The following is a 23,880-nucleotide window of genomic DNA, read 5'->3' on the forward strand; positions in this document are numbered from 1 at the left end:
CCTCATCGTCCCGCGCATTACACGTGGAATAGTTGACCAAAATCAGCCAAATTTCTAGGATCCCTTCGACATTTGGGGTCTAGATACTAGTAATAGTGGGGTAGTCGACCTCAATCAGCCAAACTCTTAAGCTCTGCATTTCCAACGACTTCGTAGCCGCCGATTTTTTCAACCTGCTCGCGGAAGGCTGCTGATTGAATGATCTCTACGAGCAGCCGGCCGTGTTCACTTTCAAAAAAGCTGCGCTTCATTACTAAATCGTATTCCTCGTCGGCAACCGGAACAAAGTCTAAGCCCATCGCTTTTGCCGCTGGATAAATCCCAAGACCGGCGCCGTTCCCATCACCGTTCACTTCCGCTGCTACCGCTAAATGGGAAAACATTTCTCGGTCATAGCCGGTAATCGCTTCCGGCTCCAAGCCCGTTTCCTTCAGCAGCAGATCGAACAGGATTCGAGTGCCGGCGCCTTTTTGCCGGTTGACGAAGTTTGCATCGGTCCTGACTAAATCGGTGACAGCGGAAATCTCAAGCGGATTCCCTTTTGGCAGAATCCAACCTTGCTTTCTTTTTAAAAATGGATAGAGAATAACGTCTTGTCCGGCTAAAAGTTTCCTTACATATGAAATATTATATTGCTTTGTGTCTGGGTCAAGCAAATGAATGCCCGCTACATGGGCCTCGCCCTTACGAATCGCCATGATCCCGGCCATACTGCCGACATGCGAAGAGACAATCTTCATGTCGGTCCGCACCCGTTTCAACTGTGACGATAACAAGTCAATCGTTAAATCGTGGCTGCCGGAAAACACGATCGCCTCCTTGATCTCCTCAAGCGGGCGCAGCAATTCGACCTCAGCGAAATCTCCCTGCTCATAGCCAATGATATTCGGCGGCACAATTAACAGACCGTCTGCCCTGACATAGGACATCGTGACCCCCGCTGCTCTTGTTAGCGGGTTGGCGACAAATTGTCCATCCACATAGCCGATATTCATTCGGACAAAATCCTCAGCACCCATTGACGACACAATCCGGCGCCCAAGCTTGACGGTTACTTTCTGACGCTGCGGTACTGGAACCCCTAAGTATTGACAGACAAGGGGCTGGACAAACCACTCTAAGGCAAGATACGCGGAAACAGGATAGCCTGGAACACCAACGACAATTTTTCCATTTATTTTTCCTAAAACAGTTGGTTTTCCGGGCCGTGCGGCGACCCCATGGGTATAGACCTCGCCAAGTTCGCCGATAATGTGGACCGTAAAGTCCTTCCTGCCCGCCGAGGAGCCGGCATTAATTACAATAATATCCGCGGTTTCCGCAGCCTCCAATAACACTTCTTTAATCTTTTCCGGCTCGTCCTTCACGATGGAATGGAGCCTAGGCTCGCCGCCCCAATCCTTAATGAAACCGGAAAATACCGTGCCGTTAAATTCAATAATTTTTCCTGACGACAGTGCAGCACTCGCCTCTACCAACTCATTGCCCGTTGGGATGATCGCCACCACTGGTTTTTTGACAACAGGAATAACCAGCTGCTGGGCGGCAAGCAGTACACCTAAATCCGCCGGCCGTAACTGATGTCCCTGTGGAAAAAGCATTTCCTCTTGAACAATGTCCTCGCCAATCGGGCGGATATGCTGCCAAGGGGTGGCAGGTTCGATGATTTCAATCGTTTCTTCGTCGACGACATGAACATGTTCAATCATAATCACGGCATTGAACGGCGAGGGAATCGCATTCCCTGTGTCGACAAAGCAAAAATCCGCTCCGATTTTCAGAAAAAGTGGATTTTGCTCATGGGCTTGATAGGTACGTTCCGCGACAACAGCAATCCCATCCATCGCCGAGGCGTGGTAGTGCGGCATTGACACCCGGGCAAAAATCGGCTCGGCAGTCACACGGCCCAAGGCTTCAGCGACAGCAAGATGCTCTATCTCCGGGGTCAGCCTGGAAGCAGCAAGAATTTCTTCCCTGGCCTCGGCGCGGGGTTTATCTTCTAAGTAAATTTTTCGCTTGTACGGTGTTTGATTCATTTCCCTGATGCCCCCTTACCGTGACGGAATCACAGGTACATATTCACCCTGTGATACGCCTTCTTTTTCTGAACTAATCTCAACAATGCCATCACTTTTTACCAATGTTGTAATTAAGCCTGATTTTCCGATAATCGGCTCGGCCCACCAGTCGCCGTCCTGCTCAAACAAGCGGACACGGATATAATCCGACCGTCCTGGTGAGGATGGAATGTTTTTCGTTATTTTTGCAAAAATTCGCTCCGGCTTCCGTCCGAGGACTTCACCTGTTAGCGTCCGCAAAATCCGCTCACCGAACAGCTTAAAAATAATCATCGCCGAGGCCGGGTGTCCCGGCAAGCCAATCACCGGTTTTCCATCTGCCACTGCTAAAATCGTCGGTTTCCCCGGCTTGATTGAAATCCCATGAACGAACACTCCAGGGTCGCCTAAGGATTGGATCACATCGGTTGTATAGTCCTTGGCCCCGACAGAGCTGCCGCCGGAGAGAATTAAACAATCGCATTGCTGATAAAGTTCAAACGCCTTTTGCTGGAATTCAGCAAAGTCATCCTTAACAATCCCGCCGTAAACAACCTCAACATTCCAATCGCTCGCAAGTCCGGCAATCGTTAAATAGTTAATATCGCGGATCTGCCCCACTTGAAGTGTTTCTGTTTGATAGGGGACAATTTCGTCGCCGGAGGAAAGGTAGCCGGCTGTTATTTTTCGAAAAACGGTTACATGTGTAATTCCTAACGAGGCGAGTGCCCCTAATTCCTGGGGTCGAAGCTTCGTACCGGCCGCCAGGAGAATTTCCCCTTCGCGAATGTCTTCGCCCTTTCGGATGACATTTTCCCCTGGGGCTACCTGCTTGTACGTATTGAGGAGATCCTCTACGTCTTCACAGTGTTCAATCATGATGACGGCGTCGCTGCCTGCCGGAAGCATCCCGCCGGTGGGAACATAAACGGCCGTCCCGGAGCTGACCGTCATAGTCGGAACCTCGCCCATGTGCACTTCCCCGGCAAGCGCTAAAAAGCCGGGCATCGATTCGGAGGAGCCATACGTATCCTTCGCCCGAACAGCATAGCCGTCAACCGTTGAGCGGTCAAAGCCGGGGACATTTTCCTCAGCAATCACCGGCTCGGCAAGAATATAATGAAGCGCCTTGTCAAGCGCCCGCGTTTCTGTTTGCTTAATGGCCGGTACTTGCTCCGCGATTAAGGCAAATGTCTCTTCCACTGTTTTCACTTTGAAAAATTGCATGGTTCCTTTTCCTCCTTAGCTCAATCCGCTTCGGCCCACTTTTTGGCATCTTCATATTCATTTGGGTGATTCATATTGAAAAAAACTCGTTCAAGGTCATGTTGGCTATAAGTCTGGAGCTCGCTTTCTGTTACGTAGAGAACATGTAAGCGGTCAAGCAGATGTTTCATCCGCAAACTACCTTCTTCGATACTCTTAGCTGCTTCTCCTGCTACTTTTTTATGAAAAACAGCAAATAACGGGTGCTGTTTGCCATTGATGACAGGGATGACGGCATCATAATGGCCGCAAGCATGGACAAGTGCCTCGGCGAGCTCGACGGAAATAAACGGCATATCACAGGCGACGATAAAATTCACATCGTAATCAGAAGCTGTTAAACCTGCATGAACACCCGCCAGAGGGCCCATTCCCGGATAATGGTCCGGGATCATTTTCATTTCTAAAAATTCATAGGTTTCAGGTTCATTGGTTACGAGAATTATATCATCAAAGAGCAATTTAAGCGCATCGCAGGTTCGTTCAATATTGGTTTTCTCGTTTATCTTTAACAGGGCTTTGTTCGTGCCCATCCTGCTCGACTTTCCGCCTGCTAAAATAATCGCGGCAGCTTTCATGTAAAAACACCCTCTTAATTTGTCTCTTTTTTTTCACCGATCACATGATACCCATTCTCCTGCGCTACAAAATCCAGATGAATCGAGTTCAAATCGAGTAAAGCAGCGGAGGGCTGGCTGATATATTGTCTTGTATCAATAATTTTAATATAGCCATGGCAAGTACCGCAAACCTGTATTTGCGAAACCGCATCGCCTTCAATGGTGAGAAATTGGATTGTCTTATGGTCTTCATTGCCGCAATGTGAGCATTCGAGACGCTTGGCATGCCAGTGAGCAAGACAGCGTGGGCAATGGATGACCTTTTTGCCTTCTTCTTTCAGTGTTGCTAATCTTACTGGTTCGCCGCAAACAGGACAGCCTGCCCCAGGGTTTGAATGATGAATTTCGTGCTGGACCTTTTCAGCGGTCAATTGTAAGTAGGGACGAAGGGCGGTTTCTGCGAGGAATTGCGGGATCCATCCTTCTAGGCCGTGACAAGCAGCAAAGCTGGCAAAATAAACATGATTAAACGCAAACGCCTCTTCAATCCAGCGAATTGCTATTTCTTCGTTTAGCAGGCTCTCGATGCCTGAAAGCTTCGGCTCAAGTTCAGGATTGCTGTTTATAAGGATGGCACTTATTTCCTCTATCCACTGTTGGAATAGTGAAATTTCAAAATCAATAGCCGTAAGTGCGGCTGCAGGCACTCCTGCTTCCATGGCCGCTTTATCAAGATTGGGCCTAATTATTTCCGGGTTTAGCTGTTGCTTCCACTGTTCCTGAAGCTGGACGATTTTCTTTTGCAAATCCTGGTATTCTTTTGAAACAACGGATTTAATCATCGTTGTCGCACCTCTTTTTAGGGTATTTTTTTGATTCGCTGATATATTAGGTAGATTCGCTGATAAAACTTAAAATTCGCTGATATATTGCTTAGATTCGCTGATAAACTGTTAATATTCGCTGATAAAACCACATTCTTCTAGTTAAACCTGTTTATTTTAATGGAAATGGCTGTCACAACAAAGACAGCCATTCCCTTTTGACTATAAATTTAAATATCAGGCACCCTTTTTACGCTTTGGATCATCTAAGTCAGGGAAGTTGCCCTTTTTCACTTCTTCGTCATACCAGTCGCCATAGTGGCCTTTTGCCCACCAGGCAGGAACTTTTCCGTTAACTACGCCGGAATAGCCTGGTCTTGAGTGTTTATGAACGACAGATAGATAGACGTGTCCAACGATTACGGCAATTCCTAAACCGAAACCAACGTTATGAAGGAAATAGCCCCATTGCACAAGTGCTCTTGGAAAGAATTCAGGGAACCACATCGTGAAACCTGATGCAATAACCAAGATCGCACAGAAAATCTGGATCACCGAGTTTATTTTTTCTCCAGCGTTAAAGAAGGTTTGTTTTATATGCTTAAACTTAAAGCCGAATAATTCTTTAACGAATTCACTGAAGAATTGAAGGTCGCGCTTCTTCCATGTGATTAATTCTTTCATCCATTGGAAAAAGAACTTCGGACTAAAAATTAACAAGATGAAGGTTGGCATTATAAATACTACGGCGAAAATTCTATGCAATAGCCGTGCCATGGCCGGACCGCCAAGAACTGGATAGAGCCAGTTAAAGAAGTCGGTATACATTGGCAGGGCCGTGATGTAAAGAGCAAAGAATGCAAGGCCATTGATTGCGTGTGCCCAAACGAACGCCTTTGGGAAGCGGCGCACCTTTACATTCGCTTTTGGGTGCTTTTGATAATTACTCATGGCTGCCACCTCCATCTTCTGCGTCATTACCCGCTTTTTTACTAAAAAACTTATTAGCGACAAATGCGCCGACAACCGCCATCGTGGTGGCACCAATCATTGCTTTCCCGATTGGCTGCGCATAGTCCTTCCATAAAACAGCTGAAGTAGGGACTTTCGGATTTTCAGGAAGGCCGTACACGCTTGGCTTTTCTGCCAGCACGTAAACCGTATGCGTACCGCCAACGCCCTGCGGATTATAGACCATGGCATTCGGGTAACGATCCTTAATTTCCTTCACACGCTGCTCTGCTTTTTGGATCATGGCGTCTTTATCGCCAAACTCCATTGCACCCGTGTGACAGGTTGTTACGCATGCCGGCTGTAGGCCCTCTTCAATTCGGTCCGTACACATCGTACATTTATGAGATTTGCGATACTCTTTGCCGTTTTTATCCTTGTATGTCTTTAAAGAAATCACTTCAAATGGACAGTTTTGAACACAGTAACCGCAGCCAACACACTTGTCTTGATCAATGACAACTGTTCCATACTTCGTATAACTGATCGCATTTTCAGGACAAACCTTTTCACAGGCAGCATCAGAACAGTGGAAGCAGCTAGAATGACGGAACAGGTAGTCTAAATCGCCTTTGCCATTTTCATGCTCGATGTACTGCAGGACATTCCATGTATCTGCTGTTGTTTTCGCATGTGATTGCACACTGCCAAGGAATTCCGTCGGCTCCGCCGGCAGGTCGTTCCAGTTTTTGCAGGCCACCATACAGGCACGGCAGCCGTCACACTTTGTGACATCGACATATTTCACATATTCTTTCGCCATTAGTCAGCCCTCCTTACATTACAGAGGAATGCTTTGAATTCTGGAATCGTCGTATTGGCGTCACCAATATGCGGTGTTAGACGATTCGCTGTATCGCCTGTGGCAAATCCTTTATAGCCGAAGTGCCACGGCATTCCAATTTGATGAACTTTTTTGCCGCTAACACTATAAGGCTTAAAGCGTTTTGTCACCATTGCATAGGCTGTGATTTCTCCACGTGCTGAGCTGACAATGATTTTATCCTTATTCTTAATGCCTTTTTCCTTGGCAAGCTCTTCACTCATTTCGACAAACATATGGCCGGCAAGCTCTGAGAGCCATTCTTGGTTCCGTGTCATTGAGCCAGATTGCCAGTGTTCACTTACCCGGTACGTTGTTGCAACAATTGGGAAATTTTTCTTATCGCCTTTTTTATTGAAATCGCCCTCGATTACCACGGCAGCCGGGTTCAATTGCGTATTCGAAAACGCATTTGGAACAGGGCTTTCAAATGGTTCGTAGTGTTCAGGGAACGGTCCATCATTCAAAGTAGGAGCAAACAATAAGGCGACACCATCTTTATTCATCATAAACGCCCCGGTACCACCAGGCTCAGTTGGTGCTGTAACTGCCTTAAAGTCCGGCACGTCATTGCCGACCCATTTCTTCTCGGCACCATCCCACCAGATCACCGCTTTTTCCTGGCTCCATGGTTTGCCGCTAGGATCTGCTGCGGCACGATTATAAAGAATCCGGCGGTTCATCGGCCAAGCATAGGACCAGTTCAAATAGTGTTCTCCGCCTGTGTCCTTGTTGTCACGGTTCTTCGATTTGTTTTTGCCCTCTTCAGGATAGAAGCCGGAATAAATCCAGTTGCCGCTTGAAGTCGTCCCGTCATCTAACAACGCGCCGAAGCTAGCGATTAAATTACCGGTCTTCAAGTCATAGCCGTTGATTTCTTTCGCAACAAGGTCAATATCTGGTTCTTCGCCTGTGCCGTAGTTCCAATCAAGCGCTAAGAATGGTTTATCAGCCGATTTTGGACTGTTCGCATATAGCTTCTTCAGTTTTAAGGCAAGTTCATGAATGATATCAAGGTCTGGTCTTGCTTCGCCTCTTGAATCAATCGCCTTCCAGCGATACTGCATCCAGCGCGAGCTGTTCGATACACTGCCCTCTTTTTCAAACGATGCCGATGCTGGAAGCAGGAATACCTCGGTATTGATTTTCGCAGGATCGCTGCCGGCCTCTTTTTGCCAGAACGATGAAGTTTCCGTTTCCCAAAGGTCAACTGCAACCATCCACTTCAGATTCCCAAGTGCCTCTTTTTCCTTACCGGCGTTCGGGCCGCCGACAACTGGGTTTGTGCCAAATAAGAACGTTCCGTCCAGTTCACCCTTATACATCGCATTAAATAAGTTGATATGTGAGTAGTTTTTATTCCCTTTTGGTAAAAATTGATAGCCAAACTCGTTTTCTGCCGTTGCATTTGCGCCATACCATGCTTTAAGCAAGCTGACGACAAATTTTGGCTTGTTGCTCCAGTAGCCTGTTTTAGGTGTTTCTTTTTCCAAATAGCCTTTCAGTGTTGCATGCTCTGGAACGGTAGCTTTTGGTGCACCTAGATAACCTGTTAAGTTATCAAATAATAGACCGAAGTCTGTTGAGCCTTGAACGTTGGATTCGCCGCGCATCGCGTTGATTCCGCCGCCTGGTAAGCCGATGTTTCCTAACAGCAATTGCAGAATTGCATAGATACGGACGTTTTGTGAGCCGACGGTATGCTGAGTGGTTCCCATTGCATACATGATTGTTCCTGCTTTGCCAACTTTTCCTGTTTCACAGAAGGTTTTACAAACTTTTAAGTAATCTTCTTTTGCTGTTCCAGTTACGGCTGTGACCGTGTTGACATCATAACGGGAATAGTGCTTTTTCATTAATTGGAAAACAGAACGCGGGTGCGCTAATGTTTCGTCTTTAACCGGCTTGCCGTCTTCCGTTGTTTCAATGGCCCATTTTGTTTTATCGTAGGCTCTTTTTGTTTCGTCATAGCCTGAGAATAGGCCATCATTAAAGTCATAACCTTCTTTGACGATAAAGGAGCCGTTTGTATAGGCAGCAACATACTCTTTGTGGATGAGATTGTTTTCGAGTGCATAATTGATCATCCCGCCGATAAACGGAATATCCGTCCCGGAGCGAAGCGCAGCGTAAACATCAGCCTGTGCGGATGTACGTGTATAACGCGGGTCCACCGAAACGATTTTTCCGCCGTTCTCTTTCGCCTTCGTTAGCCATCTAAAGCTAATCGGGTGATTTTCTGCAGGGTTCGCGCCAATAATCAATGCACAATCAGTATGCTGCAGATCATTCCAATGGTTAGTCATTGCTCCACGACCAAATGTAGGTGCCAGACCGGCAACCGTTGAACTATGTCATATTCGTGCCTGGTGCTCTAAATAGGTGACACCAAGCCCTCTCATTAGTTTCGCGAGCAAATAAGTTTCTTCGTTATCAAGTGCCGCCCCGCCAAGGCTGGCAATTCTTTCGGTTTTATTGACGGTTACACCATTTTCTACTTCGACAAACGAACGGTCGCGTGTTTCTTTGGTGCGTTTGGCAATGGTATCGAGCATCCATTCCCAATCCTTCTCTTCCCATTTATTGCTTCCTGGTGCACGATAAAGCGGTTTGGTTAAGCGTTTTTCAGATGTATAAAGCTGTCTTAATGTTGTTCCCTTGCTGCAAAGCTTACCTTCGTTAATTGGGTTATCCGGATCCCCTTCCGTATAAACCACGGTATTATCTTTGGTGTGAACGAGGATTCCACATCCGACACCACAGTAGCAGCAAATGGTTGGTGTTACAGTTGCTTTGGCAATTTTGAATTCTTTTGATTTTGCATAAGCCTTTTTATCATTAAAGCCGAGCTCGACAACTGCAAGTGTTGCTGCTGTTGCGCCTGATAGTTTTAAAAATTGCCGGCGATTTAGGTTCATTTCAACCATCACTATTCTCCTTCCCAAACATATTGATTAGAACATCCCTTAAAAAAGTGAAAGCCCCTTAATCCGGTGCTAGACACTCTTTTTCTCTCTATTTAATTCCTTGCTTTTCATCCACCCCTTTCAATGCATCTCTGCAGCCAGCTCGACGTTTAAGTCGTTTTCGACTCTGCCTGACGAGGTATAAATCGTCGCCATTTTCCCTCTTAAATAGCCGATTACCTCAATATTTAAATATTTTGCCAGCTGTACTGCCTGTTTAGTGGCCGCTGTCCGCGAACCGATAACAGGGAAGCCAAATTTAGCTGCTTTGGAGAGCATTTCATATGAAACCCGGCCAGTTGTTAGTAAAATTAACCTTTCGGGTTGTAAACGATTTCTCAGCGCATGACCAATAATCTTGTCGACGGCATTGTGTCGGCCGATATCTTCGCGAATCGTGATATCGCCCTGTTCATCGACAATACAGGCACCATGCATTCCGCCTGTTTCGAGATAAAGATCAGAGTTTTGCGCGAATTGACTGCGCTTTTTTAACAGATAACTTAGTTGATAGGCTTTGTTTGATGTCACTTTGTCAAAGCTCTTCACGTCTGTCATTGAGAAGAAGGTGACACCCCTGCCGCAGCCGGCGGTGTAATGCTTCTTTTTTGAAAAAATTTGCGTATAATCAAAACCGGTGTGGAGCGAAACATTGATGGTGCCCATGTCTTCGTTAATGTCGACCGATTCTAAATCGCTTGCCCCCTGAATAAATCCTTCAGAAAACAAATATCCATATGTCCAATCTTCAAGGTCGGATTTTGTCAGTTGAAAAACAGCCATTTCATATCCGTTAATGATTAACGAAATCGGATATTCATCCGGACAACCTTTGCGGTTCATGGTTTTTCCTCCACTCCAGGTATTTTCCTTATCTTTTCATTGTAGAAATAGAATCAATTCCACTCAGCGACATTTGTCACATTGTCGAAATTTGTAACCTTTTTAAAAGGGATTTTGCCTGCAAAAGGCAAGGATTACCCTTCTCTTTTTAATTTGTGTCAGATTTCCAACAATTGCAGGTATGGAAAATGGAATAATTGTAAGCGATTCCGAAATGACCTGCCACATACCCCCATCCTAAGCCGCCATTTTCCTTTTGAAAGTAATATTTATCACACAAAATGATTGGAAATAGTAAAAACCCTGGAATTGTCATTTTTCTGTCAACTATTAGCCCTTCATTCGCAATATCTGTTAATTTTTAAAAAATGTTTTATAATAATAGATAGGTTTTTAGAAGGAGGAGTACATGATGACAATCAAAAAAGTAATGACGATTGCCGGCTCGGATACAAGCGGCGGCGCTGGGATTCAAGCGGATTTGAAGACGTTTCAGGAGCTCGGCGTCTATGGGATGACGGCACTAACAACGATCGTAACGATGGATCCACACGATTGGCGTCACAGCGTGTTTCCGATTGCCATCGAGACACTGAAAACACAAATCGATACGATTCTTTCCGTCGGCATCGACGCAATGAAAACAGGGATGCTCGGAACGGTTGAAATTATTGAATTAGCGGCAAAAGTGATTGATGAAAACAAGCTTGACCGTGTTGTGATTGACCCTGTTATGGTTTGCAAAGGCGAAGACGAGGCATTACACCCGGAAACAACCGATGCGATGCGTGAGCTTCTATTGCCGCGTGCCTTAGTTGTTACGCCTAACCTTTTCGAAGCGGGGCAGCTGGCAGGTACGAAAACACCTCATACAGTGGAAGAAATGAAAGCGGCAGCCGTGAAGATTCACGAACAAGGAGCAAAGTTCGTGTTAATCAAAGGCGGCAGCAAGCTTCATTCTGAAGAAAAAGCCGTCGACCTCCTATATGATGGCCAGGAATTCAAGCTGTACGAGTCTGAAAAATTCGAAACAACCTACACCCACGGCGCGGGCTGTACCTATTCTTCAGCTATTACCGCTGAGCTTGCTAAAGGGAAGTCTGTTTATGAAGCAGTCGATGTGGCGAAGGCATTTATTACTGCAGCCATCCAGCAAGGTTTCCGCTTAAATGAATTTGTCGGACCAACCTGGCATGGTGCCTACCGCGGCGCTGAGGCAGTAACGGAGTATTGCGAGGATTGTGAATAGAACCGAAGAAAGGAGCCGGTCTACCAGACCGGCTCCAACTTTTACCTTTAATCAACCACACCTTTTTCGAGAATGACCACATTTACCTTTACCCTGACCAATACATTCGGATATTGGTCTAACCACTGTTGATAACGAAAGTTTCTTGTTCTGCTGCGAACTTGATCACCAAAGCCTATGGGATCAATCTTTAACTTCTGAAACGTACGAATCATCGCTGTGGCTTCCTTTTCCAACTCTTTTTCCACTTGTTTCTTAATTATAGCAATTTCCTTTTCGTCCGTTTTCTTCCCTGTATATTCCTTAATGATCCCTCTCACCTTTACATCGACATTAATTTCCGGTTTTTTTTTTAAGTTAACAACACGATAAGTATGCTTTGTATTAATATTCTCGATAGCCGCATATTTCTTATTTTTTAACTTCAGTTTATAGGTCCCTAACTTTATGTTTTCTATTAGTGCCTGAAAAATAAATTGCTGATCTTGGCGGAGATTTTTCACATAATGATCATCCTTAAATAAAGCAATCCCCTTCAGATGGACATTCTCCCCTTTTTGCTCAATCAGCGGTAAAAACGGATCCTTTAATTTGGAATTGTAGGCATTTAGGAATTGGTGGAGGTTATTCGTTGGCAATTCACCCGAGTTCATATTTTGTTCGATTAGCATCGATAAATATGCACCCGTATCGCGATCACCGTACTTCTTTTTCAAAAGTTTATTTGTTTCCCCATCGACAACGGCAACAAACAACCGCTCACTAATAGAAGGGTCCCTTTGCAGCGAGTCCACTAAATCGCCAATTCCATGTTTTGCTACTTCCTTGCTATATAAAGCCACTTCTAATTTGCCGGTTACCACTTGACGGGATGATTGTTGATTGATTTTACTGAATGTTTGTGTACTCAATTCATCACTAGCGATAAAGGTTCTATTTCCTACGCTCTTGTCAGGTCTATAAATAGGACGAACGGTCGTGGCCTTAAACGTATGTCGATCGACATAATCATAACCTACAGCAGATGGCATGTTAATATCATCTAAAATCTGCCTTTGTACACGGCCAAACATATAGGAAGAAAAAATAATGAGTAACACCACCGCTATTTTTATCTTTTTCTTCATATTTTTTTCCTCATTTTAAAACGAATATGATAACAAATAAAAAGAAATGGTATATAGGCAAACAATATCCAAAATCCAATTTCCCCGACAATTGTATTATATTGTTCGATTGTTTCGCGATCAATTAAGATACAACTAACAATCAGGCAAAGAAATAAAAGGACGGCGAGAACATTCCGCTGTTTTAGCTTAAACATTTCCTTTATTCCCCGGCTCGCCGACCAAAACATCAAACAAATGATTGGTAACATGACAACAGCCCAGGATGTTACGCCAATAATTTCGAAACGCTCCACGAAAGGTAATTTGATAATCTTCCACATCATTAATGTCGGCCAGATCACTTTTTGCAAATACCCCTGATCAAAGAATCCTAATGTAACGATCATGATCAGAAGATACAGGCATGTTGTGAAAAGATTCCCTAAATGAGCCCATTTTTGTGAACTCTCCGGTTGTTTAATAAAAGGGTAATAGAACAATCCATATTCAAAGCCAGAAAAAGCTAATACCGCTCCCTTAATAGATTTAGCGATGTCAAAAAGCGAATGATCAAAGACTGGTAATAGATTGCGAAAATCCGAAAATTGAATGGGCACAAAAAAGGTTAAAATTAAATAAGCGGGTAACACAACCGCCAAAAAGCAAACACCGGTAACAGTGCGAAACCCGCCTGAAACGACATAGTAGACACTAAACAGCAATACTAAAGCAAACGGCCATGTTTTTAGTAAAGGAAACATCCAAACTTGAACAATTTCTATATACGAGCGCAACACGGTTACACTCTCTGCCAGAACATAAAGAATAATGAGCAGGCTTAACAAATTACCGAGCCATTTTCCAAAAGTACGTTGGTGAATCGTCATTAAATCGCCCTTGTCCTTATTTAGCATCATGTACATCATCCAGATTAATAGATGTACGATGATTCCTGATATTAAAATCGGAATCCACGCATCATGGCCGACATAATTAGCGATATCTCGTTGAAAACTTAAAGGCCCAACACCATATTGCATCCCATGCACAAGGAAAAATACAAGGAATGGTGAGACAAGAAACTGATCTTTTATCGCCGTTTTCATAGGAAACCTCCTTTACAATTGGCGGCTATTCGTCGATATCCTTCACCTCACTAGCTTTTTGTTTTGAAAAACGCTGCGGATCTTTTGTTTGTAAAAACACAGGTCTTGTTGATTGAAGAGAAAAAGGTACACGAATAAATGAATCTTTTAAATCCTTAAACCTGGGGGGGTAAATTGGTTCTAAGTAAGGCCTGCCCAGTGACGTTAACCGGAGTAAATGAATCATTAAAAAAATAAACGCAACCGCAATCCCTAATAGTCCCCATAAATCGGCAAGCAAGAGAAACGGAAACCGGAGTAAACGAATCGTATTACCCATCCGGTATACCGGTGTTGTAAAGGAAGCTAATGCCGCAAGTGCAACAATAATCAGCAGCACATTGCTTGTTAACCCCGCATCCACTGCTGCGGTTCCAATCACGATACCACCCACGATACCGATTGTTTGACCAACCTTTGACGGAAGTCTTGCCCCGGCTTCCCGGAGCAGCTCAATCGTTAACTCCAGAATGATGGCTTCAAGAATGGGCGGTAAAGGAATATTCCTTCTTGATGATACTAATGTCACCATTAAATCTTTCGGGATTAATTGATAATGATACGTTAAAACGGCCACATAAATCGGCGTCACCAAAATAGAAAAAGAAACGGCAAAGACCCGAATAAGCCTAAAGGCGGAAGACATTTGCCAATTGACATAATAATCCTCAAACGCATTAAATAATCCCATTACCGAAATCGGACCAATCAACGCATGGGAGGAGCCATCGACAAGAATCACCACACTGCCTTCTGCCAGCACACCTGCGACACGGTCAGACCGCTCGGTATCAATTAATTGCGGAAAGAGAGAATGCCCATTATCGGCAATCAGCTGGGCAATAATCGAACTATCGAGAATTTGATTGAATTGCAAATCGTTAAGCCGCTGACAAACAGTATTAACGTTATCTTCATTCGTGATTCCTTCAATGAATAACACGGCCACTTTTGTTTTTGAAAGTGTTCCAATCGTAAACTCTTTTACTGTTAATTCTGATATTGGCAATCGTTTGCGAACGAGATTTAAATTTGTCGTTATTGACTCCACAAAGGCTTCTTTCGGGCCGACAACACTATACTCCTCTTCAGGGATGGTAACCTCACGGGCCTTTTTCATTTCCGCGCGGACAAGGATGCACGCTCTATCATTTACATCGAGTTGAATCAGGACAGACCCTAATAAAAGCTGATCTTGAATTTGTTGCAGATCACTAGTAATTAAGACATCCTCAAAAGGAAGGGCGGCCTTAATCTCTTCTAATGTTGTGAATGCTGATTTATTTAAATAGGGAAGAATATCACGATGCAAAATCTCGACATCAATTAAGGTGCCAAAATAAGCAACCCAATATGGCAGCGGCGACTGTGGATGATGAAAATGAACAAAATCACCCGATTTTTTGTACATATTTATTAAGGCAACAAGGTTGTTTTCTTGTTGTTCAGCAGGTTGTTTTCGAAACCACATTTTCACGAATCCTTATCCCTTCTGGCTTTTCTAAAAACTATGTTCCTAGGATTAAGGATTTCCAAGTTAATATTTCTTAATTAAAGTTAATTGTTTCCAATTGTTATTTTTTTCTAAGCAATCATTTCGCATTTTGCAACTGATTTTAGTATGATAGTTACATTATTAAATAAAAATAGTCAAAGGGTATGACCCCTGTGGCTAAACTCTTTATAGTAAAAGGCTTAAAAATTTTCCATAGTATATTTTGGAGACCCTTTAGGGAAAGGAGGCCGCATTTTGGAATATATTGATGTTAAAAACGTACAAGACGCCATCAATCGCTTTGCGAATAAAAACGTCTACATTCATATGGAAACGACCAACGGTGCCTATGCATCGCACCATGATCAGTCTTTCTTTTCAGCTGGCGCCTATATCCGTAATGCGCTTGTCCGTTACGAATTAGGAAAAATCACCGGAACAGGCCCTTACCGTGTTGGCCTAAAAATAAACCTCGGCTGGATTTATGCTGAGGGCCTTACACATTTTGAAATCGATGAAGAGAATCACCTATTATTAGCCGGCCACGATAGTAATGGAAAACTTGCTGTTGCGCTGGAAATCAGCAGTACACCATTCGCATAACCGGAAAGGAGCATGAATTATGGAAAAAGAGCGCCATGTTTTGGTTGTTTTCCCTCACCCTGATGATGAGGCCTTTGGTGTATCCGGGACGATTGCGACCCATGTACAAAATGGAACGCCTGTCACCTATGCCTGTTTAACCTTAGGGGAAATGGGACGCAACATGGGGAATCCCCCATTTACCAACCGGGAAAATCTGCCGAAAATCAGAAAGCAAGAGTTACAGGAAGCAGCCCGGGTTTTGGGCATCCAGGACCTAAGAATGCTTGGATACCGTGATAAAACGATTGAATTTGAAGATGATGAAAAACTCGCGGCCTCGATGCTGGCAATAATCGAGGAAGTCAATCCATCCCTCATCATTACATTTTATCCAGGCTATTCGGTCCATCCCGACCATGACGCCACTGGTGCGGCCGTCGTACGCGCTGTTGAAAAATTGCCCGCTGCCGCAAGACCAACCTTACACTGCGTCGCCTTCTCGAATAATTGCGTCGAAGAGCTTGGGGAAGCAGACATTGTCCATGACATAACCCCTGTCGCTGACAAAAAACTCGCCGCCATTCGCGCCCACCGCTCACAAACCGAGCAGATGTTGATCGGCATGGAAGAGAAATTAAAAAATCAAGACCCGCAAACAATGGTCTGGATCAATAATGAACGGTTTTGGACGTATACGTTTTAACATTAAAGCCCTTCGATTTTTCGAAGAGCTTTTTTTATTAAAACAAAGTAGTTATTTTTCCAAATAAACGTTTCAAAATAAAAACTCCTTCGAGGAGCTTTTTTTATTAATACGAAGAGGGTTTATTTTTCCAAATTATGTCTAATTAGCCAAAACCCTTTGAAAAGTAGCCATAACATCATGAAAAGTAGCCAAAACAGGCTAAAAAGTAGCCATAACTAAAAAACCTCTTCCTTCCATCATGTAGTGACGAGATTCACAAAGAGTTCACCCTTTTCAAAAAACACCCTCAAGAGAGCGCTGACATTTTTTCAAACCAAATTCACAAAAAGTTCAATTTTTCAAAACCACGATTTCCTTAACCCTTTCCAACTTCTTCACAAAACGTTCAAAAACCTCGATAAAGATGTGCTCTACATCACTATTTTACCGTTGACCAGTGGGTAGGATGGAGTTGTTCATTTATATAAAAGGAGGGGGACAAAATTGCAAAAAGCCATTATTAGCTTTGTTATCTTTGCATTACTTGGTTTTGGCCTTGGATACCTCGTATTTGGGGTCATCATGGGGGACTCCGCGAAACAGCCGCAGGTGGCGCAGACTGAGACAAAGGACGAAGCGACAACTAAAGAAGAGAATACAGCGGCCACTTCTTCCGCGAATGAAGACAATATCCTTAATCAAAAGGGATGCCTTGGCTGCCATAGTGTTGAAGCACTCAACATCAAAGGCGGGGCAGTCGGACCTGACCTTTCACAAGCGTTTGTTAACGTTGAAGGAAAACATGGCAAACCGATTCAGGAATTCCTAAAACAGCCTACATCTGCCGTAATGTCAGGCGTTATTAGTAAAAGTCCATTAACAGATGACGAGCGCAAGCAGGTTTTAGACCTATTAAAGCAAGCATCTGAAGCCAAATAGAAAGGAGAGTGTAAGTAAATGAAAAAATGGATCCCAATCGCCTCCGGTTTGCTTGCCGGTTTTATTGCCGCAACAATCACATTCGCTGACTTTTCCGCAAAGACAAACACGGAAGCTGCTTCAAGCAACAAGAGTGATGCTGAAAAAGTGTATGTTCCATTCGGTCAAAAAGATGATTATTACTTATTCGCATCTGGCGGCCACTCTGGACAGATGTTTATCTATGGTGTGCCATCGATGCGCAAAATCAGAACAATTCCTGTCTTCTCGCAGGATTCCGCAACGGGCTATGGTTTTGATGAGCACTCGAAAAAATTAATGGGCGGCTATACGTGGGGGGACCTGCACCATCCGGCCTTCTCGGAAACAAAGGGCGATTATGATGGAAAGTGGATGTTTGCAACCGATGTTGGCAACAGCCGTGCCGCTGTTGTTGATTTGGAAACCTTCACGACAAAAGATATCATCAAGGTTCCAAACACAGCCGGCCCGCACTGTGCTGCATTCGTAACGGAAAATACAGAGTATATGTTCCTGCCGACTCGTTTCGCCGTGCCGGTTGGCCAAAAATATGAATCACTTGATAACTATAGCCAAAACTACCGCGGGGTTATGTCAGCGGTTACCTTTGACGAAAAGAATGTCAAGTTGAATATTGCTTACCAGGTTGCACTTCCACCTTGGTCCTATGATCTGTCTGATGCAGGTAAAAAAGGCTCTGCCGATTGGGCCGTGATGACGACCTACAATACAGAAGAAGCAACAACAACATTAGAAGTAAATGCTTCGCAAGCAGACCGTGACTATATTGTTCTTTTTAACTGGAAAGAGCTTGAGAAGATGGTCAAGGAAGGCAAATATGAAGATGTTGATGGCCAAAAGATGATCTACCCTGAAAAACAAAAAGGCGGTATTTATTTAGTGCCGGTCGCTAAATCACCACACGGAGTCGATGTTACACCTGATGGTAAATACTTTATCGCTTCCGGAAAATTAGCACCTGCGATGACGGTATTCTCGTTTGAAAAGGCATTTAAAGCTGTTGAAAACAAAGACTTCGCCGGTGAACGTAACGGGATTCCAATCCTTAATTATAAATCCGTGATGGAAAGAGAAGTAAACCCAGAAAATGCCCTTGGACCGCTTCATACCCAATTTGACGACAAAGGCATGGCCTACACTACAATGTTCATTTCTTCAGAAGTCGTAAAATGGGATCCGAATACGGGGAAAACCTTAGACCGTGTCCCTGTTCAATATTCACCAGGCCACTCTGTTGCTGCTGAAGGTGACACCGTCTCACCTGATGGGCACTGGCTCGTTGCTCTGAACAAAATTGCCAAGGACAGCTACTTGTCAGTTGGACCGTCACACCCTGAATCGATGCAGTTAATTGACATCAGCGGCAAGATGAAGGTGATTCAATCGGCACCGGTTGACCCAGAGCCGCACTATGCCCAAATGATTAAGGCCGACAAGATTAAAACGATTAATGTTTATCCAAAGGATGAAAAAAATAAAGATGCCGTTTACAAGCAAAATGATACTAAAATAGTCCGTAAAGGCAACGAAGTCCACGTTTACGGGATCGCGATGCGCTCAAGATTCATTTTCGACGCAAAAGCAAAACGCCCGGACGTAATTGAGGTTAACGAAGGAGATCACGTCTTCATCCATTTAACCAATATTGACTTTGATGAAGATATTACCCATGGTTTTGCGATTAACAGCTATGACTTGAATATAGAAGTTCAGCCTGGACAAACAAATACGATTGAGTTTACAGCCGATAAAGCGGGGACGTTCCCAATCTATTGTACAAACTTCTGCTCAGCCTTACACCAGGAAATGAACGGCTACTTCTTAGTAAAACCGAAACAATAAATGTTTTTCAGTGGGTATCAATTAGAAAAATTGGTACCCACCTCCATTTATCTTTATTTGCACTATTAAAGGAGTGGTTAACTTGAATGATAGTAGTCGGAAAAGTACTAAATTATCAATCACGTCTTCATTACTAATTGGACTATCAGCTATTTTAATCGTCGTTTCCTTATTTTTTCCGTGGTGGAAGATGGTCTTTTATGCACCGCAATATCCGGAAGGCTTAAATATTATCGTCTATCCGAACAAGCTCGAAGGACAAATTGATATTATTAATGGGCTGAACCACTATATCGGGATGTCGAATTTCGGTGCAGAAAATTTCCCTGAATTATCCTACCTTGCCTACCTTGTTGGCGGATTAGCCGTTATAACCCTATTAACGGCGATTCTTCGCAATAAGAAAGTGCTTTACGGGCTGATTAGCATCTTCATGATTGGCGGTCTGGCCGGCATAATGGACCTCCATTTTGCTTTACAAAAATACGGAACCAATTTAAGTCCAAAGGCGCCGATAAAAATTGACCCATTTGTTCCGCCGATTATCGGTCAAAATACAGTGGCAAATTTTGTAACACACAGTTTACTAGGCACAGGCATCTATTTTGTCATCGCCGCCTTTATTCTATTACTAATTCCGGTATGGAAGGATCGAAAAAAATGAAAAAACTAATGCTCTTTTCTTTCATTTTTTCCCTGTTTATAGTCATGAAACCTGAGAAAAATATGGCAGCCGAAAACTTGCAAGCAATGATCGACTCCATGAAAGAGGGGGCGGTATTAAAGCTTGAAAATAAAACCTATGAAGGCAATATCGTCATCAATAAACCACTGACGATTATTGGCGCAGCTAAAACCGTGATCAAAGGAGACGGAACCGGGAACGTGATTTCGATTAAGGCACCAGATGTAAAATTGAGCCATTTAACGGTGTCAGGCGGAAGCATGGACCGCAACTCCAGCGAGGAATACGCAGCCATCAAAATCTACACCGATCATAATGTGGTTGAACATGTCAGCATCCGCCATTCCTTTCACGGTGTTTATTTAAGCAAGGCCCACGATAATACCATCCGCTACGCTGATATTAAAGGGATGGGAAAAGGGGAAATTGCCGCCCAAGGCAATGGCATTCATGTTTTTTATGCAAATAATAATCTCTTAGAACACAATACCGTCGACGGCACTCGGGACGGAATGTTCTTTGATTACGCCAATGGAAATAAAAGCTATGACAATAACATAACCAATACGAGATATGGTCTGCATTACATGTACTCAGACGAAAATATTTTTAAACGAAATGTATTTACAATGAATACGGGCGGCGCTGCTGTCATGAACTCGAATCATCTGAAACTAGAAGACAACCAATTCATCATTAACTATGGAAACCAATCGTTTGGCCTGTTGCTATTGCAAGCCAATGATAATGATATAAAAAACAACACCTTTTACATGAACCAGCGGGGCTTGTATATTGACCAAGCAACAAGAAACACGATTCAGGGGAACCGCATCATCCAAAATCAGATTGGCATTGAACTGTGGGCCAGCTCCAACGAGCAAATATTCACCTTGAACCGGATTTCCGAAAATACCATCCCCGCCGTTACCCTTGGCGGCAAAGGGGAAAACAATGCTTGGAGCAAGGATGGCAAGGGCAACGACTGGGGCGCAAGCTTTCCGCTCACCGATTTAAACCAAGACGGGATCGGTGATTTTCCAGTCACCTATCATTCTTCCCTCCATCAGCTGATTGAGGACCAAGAACTGACCAATCTATTTTTAAAAAGCCCGGCGATTTCAATTTATGAAAAAATCAATGCGACATTGATGGACGACGAAGTTATGTTTCAAGATTCACACCCATTAGCAGCCGCAAAAGCTGAGCATGCTTGGATTCTATATCTAGTCATCACGGGGGTTGCGGTGTTGATCTTATTGAAGGGGGGACATCGACTATGCATTATATTTGGAAGGAATGGAAGGAAAATATAAGAGGTAAAGGGCTCTGGCTTTCATTAAGTATTATTGTGCTCATATCTGTCAGTATTTTGTTCCGTTCCACAGCGCTTTCCTTTGATAAAGGCTTTTATGTTTTGTTAATCAATCTATTTGATACGCTCATCTACTTTATTCCGATTCTAAGCCTATTTATCGGGGCGTTCTCGATTTTTCAGGAAAAGGAACAAAAGACGTTGATCATGCTGCTCACGAAGAAGGACAATTATCCAAGCTTTTTGGTTAAAAAAAGCCTCGGGCTTTATACAGTTGTGCTTGTCCCGCTGATTGTCTGGTTTTTCATCTATTTGCTGCTATTGAAATTTACCTTTCAACTCGATATCAAAAGCTATTTAGTGTTCGTGGCAGCGATTGTCCTGATGACGCTTCTTTTCTTGCAGATGGGCGCAGCGATCGGGAGCTTCAGCCGTTCGCGGATGCAAATCATCGGCTATACAATATTCGTTTGGTTTTACTTTTTCTTCCTGCACGATTTTATTCTGCTATCGTTTTTACCTGACGTCACCTATGAAAATGTAAAATTCTTTTCCGCGATTTACTTTTTAAATCCGCTTCAGTCCGTTAGGATGTACTTGGAAACCGGGATGGGTGTGTATTCGTTCGGTCACATGTCGAGGCTAATGCAAGCCTTTATGTGGACAAAGCCGGTCCTCTTTTTGCTCGGAAATTTGCTTGTCTGGCTTGCGGTTTCTGTTGGTACCGCAATTGTCTTCAACCGTAAGGAGGGGTATGAATGATTAAGGTGGAGCATTTAGACCAATCGTTCGGAAAAAAAGCAGTGTTAGATTCGGTCACGATTCAGATTAACAAAAACGAAATTTGTGCGCTTGTCGGCCGCAATGGCGCGGGGAAATCCACGTTTATTAATAGTCTCCTAGGCTTGCTGCCTGTTAAACAAGGGTCTATTTCAATCAACGGGATGGAAGTCACAAAGAAAAACGCTGCTTGGAAAAAGGCCATTGCCTACTTGCCGGAGAAGTTTATGCTTTATCCGATGCTGACCGGGCTCGAGAATATGACCTTTTTTGCCGAAGCTGTAGAGAAAACCGCCGATTTGGAACGAATCGAGCACGCGCTTCGATCGGTCAGCTTGTGGGACGACCGCAATGTCCAAGTGAAGTCTTATTCAAAGGGAATGCTCCAGCGCCTCGGCCTAGCGATTACGCTTTACCAGGATTCCAGCATCTTGATTTTGGATGAGCCGACAAGCGGCATTGATCCGATGGGAAGAAAGGAAATTCTCGAGGTGCTGAAATCCCTTCATGATAAAACGATTCTGCTGTCGTCGCATCATCTCGATGAAATCCGCCAGGTCTGTACCCATGTGGCCTATTTAAATGAGAGAAAAATGGAGAAATTTACAGTTGACGATTTTTTGGCGACACACAATTTAGGAGGGATTGAGTCATGAAGAAAAGTATGTTGTTTGCGACTTTTTTGCTAATGCTGATGGCGATGCTGACTGGCTGCAGTTCGGGACCTGATTATACAATCAAAGTAACAAAGGAGCTTTATTATCAACAGAATACCGCGGCACCGTTTGAAATTAAAGTAACCGAGGGGAAAAAGGCGGTTAAAGGACTCGCTGTCTCCGCAGAATTTTCGATGGCCAATATGGATCACGGCACAACGGATGTGAAGTTAGCTGAGGGCAAAGATGGTACCTACTCCGGTAATGTTGCCCTGCCAATGAGCGGGAAGTATGAGGTCGCTTTTAGGATGGAAAAAGACGGTGTGAAATCGGAAAAGGTCATTGAAATCAACGTAGTGAAAGCGAAAGGAGTCGCCACAATAAACGGCGAATGGATTACGAATGAAGATTTAGCTTTTTATCAATTGGTCAATCGCTTGCAGCTGGCAATTAACCGAGAAACCGCTCAGCAAAAATATACGGGCAAGCAGTTAGAGGAAGAGCTTGCCTATTTAGACTCACAGGAGAAAATAAGCAACGATAAGAATCAATTATTAACACAGATTATCCGCCTGCGCTCAATGGCAATGCTTGCCGATGAAAAGGGGCACAAAGCGGCGGATACTGAGGTTAACGCGGCAGTCAGCAAGGCGCGCGAGCAATATAATGGATTCCCATCTGCGAAAAAGTTGATTAGTGACTACGGCGAGGACAAGTTTTGGGCAACAGAAAAGCAGCAATATAAGCTGATTGTTTTATCCCGGAAGGTCCAAGAGGACGTCGTTGCGCAAGTGCAAAAGGAAAACCCACAGGCCGGCGAGCAAGACGTCCTCTACCAGGCACAGCAAAAATACGAAGAACTCCTCGTCTCTCAAGTAAACTCCTTAAAGATCGAAATTCTTTAGGGAGTTTCTACGTTTCAATTGGCGGAAAACAGTATCCAACTGTCGAATAAGCTGAGCCAACTGTCGAAAACCCCTTCCCAATTGTCGAAAAGACAAAA

At 44.0% G+C, this 23,880-nt stretch carries 21 protein-coding genes; 10 read left to right on the forward strand and 11 right to left on the reverse strand.

Annotation, left to right across the window (positions count from 1 at the left end; translation table 11 throughout):
• Positions 1-110: 110 nt before the first annotated feature.
• The 8 genes from AA980_RS16780 to fdhD all read right to left on the reverse strand — a co-directional run bounded on the left by AA980_RS16780 (position 111) and on the right by fdhD (position 10,350).
• On the reverse strand, positions 111-2,036 hold the full coding sequence (locus AA980_RS16780; RefSeq protein WP_024029487.1) for a molybdopterin biosynthesis protein: 1,926 nt from the start codon (positions 2,034-2,036) through the stop codon (positions 111-113).
• Between the two features lie 15 nt (positions 2,037-2,051).
• A complete protein-coding gene (locus AA980_RS16785) occupies positions 2,052-3,284 on the reverse strand; it encodes a molybdopterin molybdotransferase MoeA (RefSeq protein WP_024029486.1) in 1,233 nt (410 codons plus the stop codon).
• 20 nt (positions 3,285-3,304) lie between these two features.
• Positions 3,305-3,901 (reverse strand): molybdenum cofactor guanylyltransferase, encoded by a 597-nt coding sequence (gene mobA / locus AA980_RS16790; RefSeq protein WP_024029485.1) that lies wholly within the window; start codon positions 3,899-3,901, stop codon positions 3,305-3,307.
• A gap of 14 nt (positions 3,902-3,915) precedes the next feature.
• The gene (locus AA980_RS16795) at positions 3,916-4,725 is read right to left on the reverse strand and encodes a formate dehydrogenase accessory protein FdhE (RefSeq protein ID WP_024029484.1); all 810 of its coding nucleotides are present in this window, start codon (positions 4,723-4,725) and stop codon (positions 3,916-3,918) included.
• Positions 4,726-4,944: 219 nt separating this feature from the next.
• Positions 4,945-5,658, reverse strand: a complete 714-nt coding sequence (locus tag AA980_RS16800) for a formate dehydrogenase subunit gamma (RefSeq protein ID WP_024029483.1) — start codon at positions 5,656-5,658, stop codon at positions 4,945-4,947.
• Positions 5,651-6,481: a 4Fe-4S dicluster domain-containing protein gene (locus tag AA980_RS16805; RefSeq protein ID WP_024029482.1), complete on the reverse strand. Its 831-nt coding sequence runs from the start codon at positions 6,479-6,481 to the stop codon at positions 5,651-5,653. Before AA980_RS16805 ends, AA980_RS16800 begins: the two co-directional genes overlap by 8 nt.
• Entirely contained in the window at positions 6,481-9,459 is a 2,979-nt protein-coding gene (gene fdnG, locus AA980_RS16810; RefSeq protein WP_082195759.1) for a formate dehydrogenase-N subunit alpha, read from the reverse strand. Before fdnG ends, AA980_RS16805 begins: the two co-directional genes overlap by 1 nt.
• 129 nt (positions 9,460-9,588) lie before the next feature.
• Positions 9,589-10,350, reverse strand: a complete 762-nt coding sequence (fdhD, locus tag AA980_RS16820; protein WP_024029479.1) for a formate dehydrogenase accessory sulfurtransferase FdhD — start codon at positions 10,348-10,350, stop codon at positions 9,589-9,591.
• A gap of 412 nt (positions 10,351-10,762) precedes the next feature.
• Here fdhD and pdxK point away from each other — a divergent pair, with 412 nt between their 5' ends.
• Positions 10,763-11,599 carry a pyridoxine/pyridoxal/pyridoxamine kinase gene (gene pdxK, locus AA980_RS16825; RefSeq protein WP_024029478.1) on the forward strand — a complete coding sequence of 279 codons (837 nt, stop codon included), beginning with the start codon at positions 10,763-10,765 and terminating at the stop codon, positions 11,597-11,599.
• A gap of 47 nt (positions 11,600-11,646) precedes the next feature.
• On the opposite strand, the gene AA980_RS16830 is transcribed toward pdxK, so the two are convergent.
• From AA980_RS16830 to AA980_RS16840, 3 genes are read right to left on the reverse strand one after another with little or no spacing between them, the layout of a single operon-like run.
• Positions 11,647-12,726, reverse strand: coding sequence for a Ger(x)C family spore germination protein (locus tag AA980_RS16830; RefSeq protein ID WP_024029477.1), 1,080 nt, complete (start codon positions 12,724-12,726; stop codon positions 11,647-11,649).
• The gene (locus AA980_RS16835; RefSeq protein ID WP_024029476.1) at positions 12,723-13,814 is read right to left on the reverse strand and encodes a GerAB/ArcD/ProY family transporter; all 1,092 of its coding nucleotides are present in this window, start codon (positions 13,812-13,814) and stop codon (positions 12,723-12,725) included. The genes AA980_RS16830 and AA980_RS16835 overlap by 4 nt, the downstream gene beginning before the upstream one ends.
• Before the next feature lie 25 nt (positions 13,815-13,839).
• Positions 13,840-15,324 (reverse strand): spore germination protein, encoded by a 1,485-nt coding sequence (locus tag AA980_RS16840; protein WP_034724456.1) that lies wholly within the window; start codon positions 15,322-15,324, stop codon positions 13,840-13,842.
• 279 nt (positions 15,325-15,603) lie between these two features.
• Between AA980_RS16840 and AA980_RS16845 the strand changes: the two genes are divergently transcribed.
• The 9 genes from AA980_RS16845 (at position 15,604) to AA980_RS16885 (ending at position 23,782) form a co-directional block, all read left to right on the forward strand.
• A complete protein-coding gene (locus AA980_RS16845; RefSeq protein WP_024029474.1) occupies positions 15,604-15,951 on the forward strand; it encodes a YojF family protein in 348 nt (115 codons plus the stop codon).
• 19 nt (positions 15,952-15,970) lie between these two features.
• On the forward strand, positions 15,971-16,636 hold the full coding sequence (bshB2, locus tag AA980_RS16850; RefSeq protein ID WP_024029473.1) for a bacillithiol biosynthesis deacetylase BshB2: 666 nt from the start codon (positions 15,971-15,973) through the stop codon (positions 16,634-16,636).
• Positions 16,637-17,122: 486 nt separating this feature from the next.
• Positions 17,123-17,557 (forward strand): cytochrome c family protein, encoded by a 435-nt coding sequence (locus AA980_RS16855; RefSeq protein WP_024029472.1) that lies wholly within the window; start codon positions 17,123-17,125, stop codon positions 17,555-17,557.
• 18 nt (positions 17,558-17,575) lie between these two features.
• Positions 17,576-19,441: a Sec-dependent nitrous-oxide reductase gene (gene nosZ, locus AA980_RS16860; protein WP_024029471.1), complete on the forward strand. Its 1,866-nt coding sequence runs from the start codon at positions 17,576-17,578 to the stop codon at positions 19,439-19,441.
• An 82-nt stretch (positions 19,442-19,523) separates the two neighbouring features.
• Complete coding sequence (locus tag AA980_RS16865) at positions 19,524-20,105, forward strand: hypothetical protein (protein ID WP_024029470.1); 582 nt, start codon at positions 19,524-19,526, stop codon at positions 20,103-20,105.
• On the forward strand, positions 20,102-21,442 hold the full coding sequence (gene nosD / locus AA980_RS16870; protein ID WP_024029469.1) for a nitrous oxide reductase family maturation protein NosD: 1,341 nt from the start codon (positions 20,102-20,104) through the stop codon (positions 21,440-21,442). The genes AA980_RS16865 and nosD overlap by 4 nt, the downstream gene beginning before the upstream one ends.
• Positions 21,406-22,203 carry an ABC transporter permease gene (locus AA980_RS16875; protein ID WP_024029468.1) on the forward strand — a complete coding sequence of 266 codons (798 nt, stop codon included), beginning with the start codon at positions 21,406-21,408 and terminating at the stop codon, positions 22,201-22,203. Before nosD ends, AA980_RS16875 begins: the two co-directional genes overlap by 37 nt.
• Positions 22,200-22,877 (forward strand): ABC transporter ATP-binding protein, encoded by a 678-nt coding sequence (locus AA980_RS16880; RefSeq protein ID WP_024029467.1) that lies wholly within the window; start codon positions 22,200-22,202, stop codon positions 22,875-22,877. The genes AA980_RS16875 and AA980_RS16880 overlap by 4 nt, the downstream gene beginning before the upstream one ends.
• On the forward strand, positions 22,874-23,782 hold the full coding sequence (locus AA980_RS16885; RefSeq protein ID WP_024029466.1) for a FixH family protein: 909 nt from the start codon (positions 22,874-22,876) through the stop codon (positions 23,780-23,782). Before AA980_RS16880 ends, AA980_RS16885 begins: the two co-directional genes overlap by 4 nt.
• Positions 23,783-23,880: the final 98 nt, after the last annotated feature.

Origin of the sequence: Neobacillus vireti (genome assembly GCF_001026695.1) — a bacterium.
In the GTDB taxonomy this organism is placed as follows: domain Bacteria; phylum Bacillota; class Bacilli; order Bacillales; family Cytobacillaceae; genus Neobacillus; species Neobacillus vireti.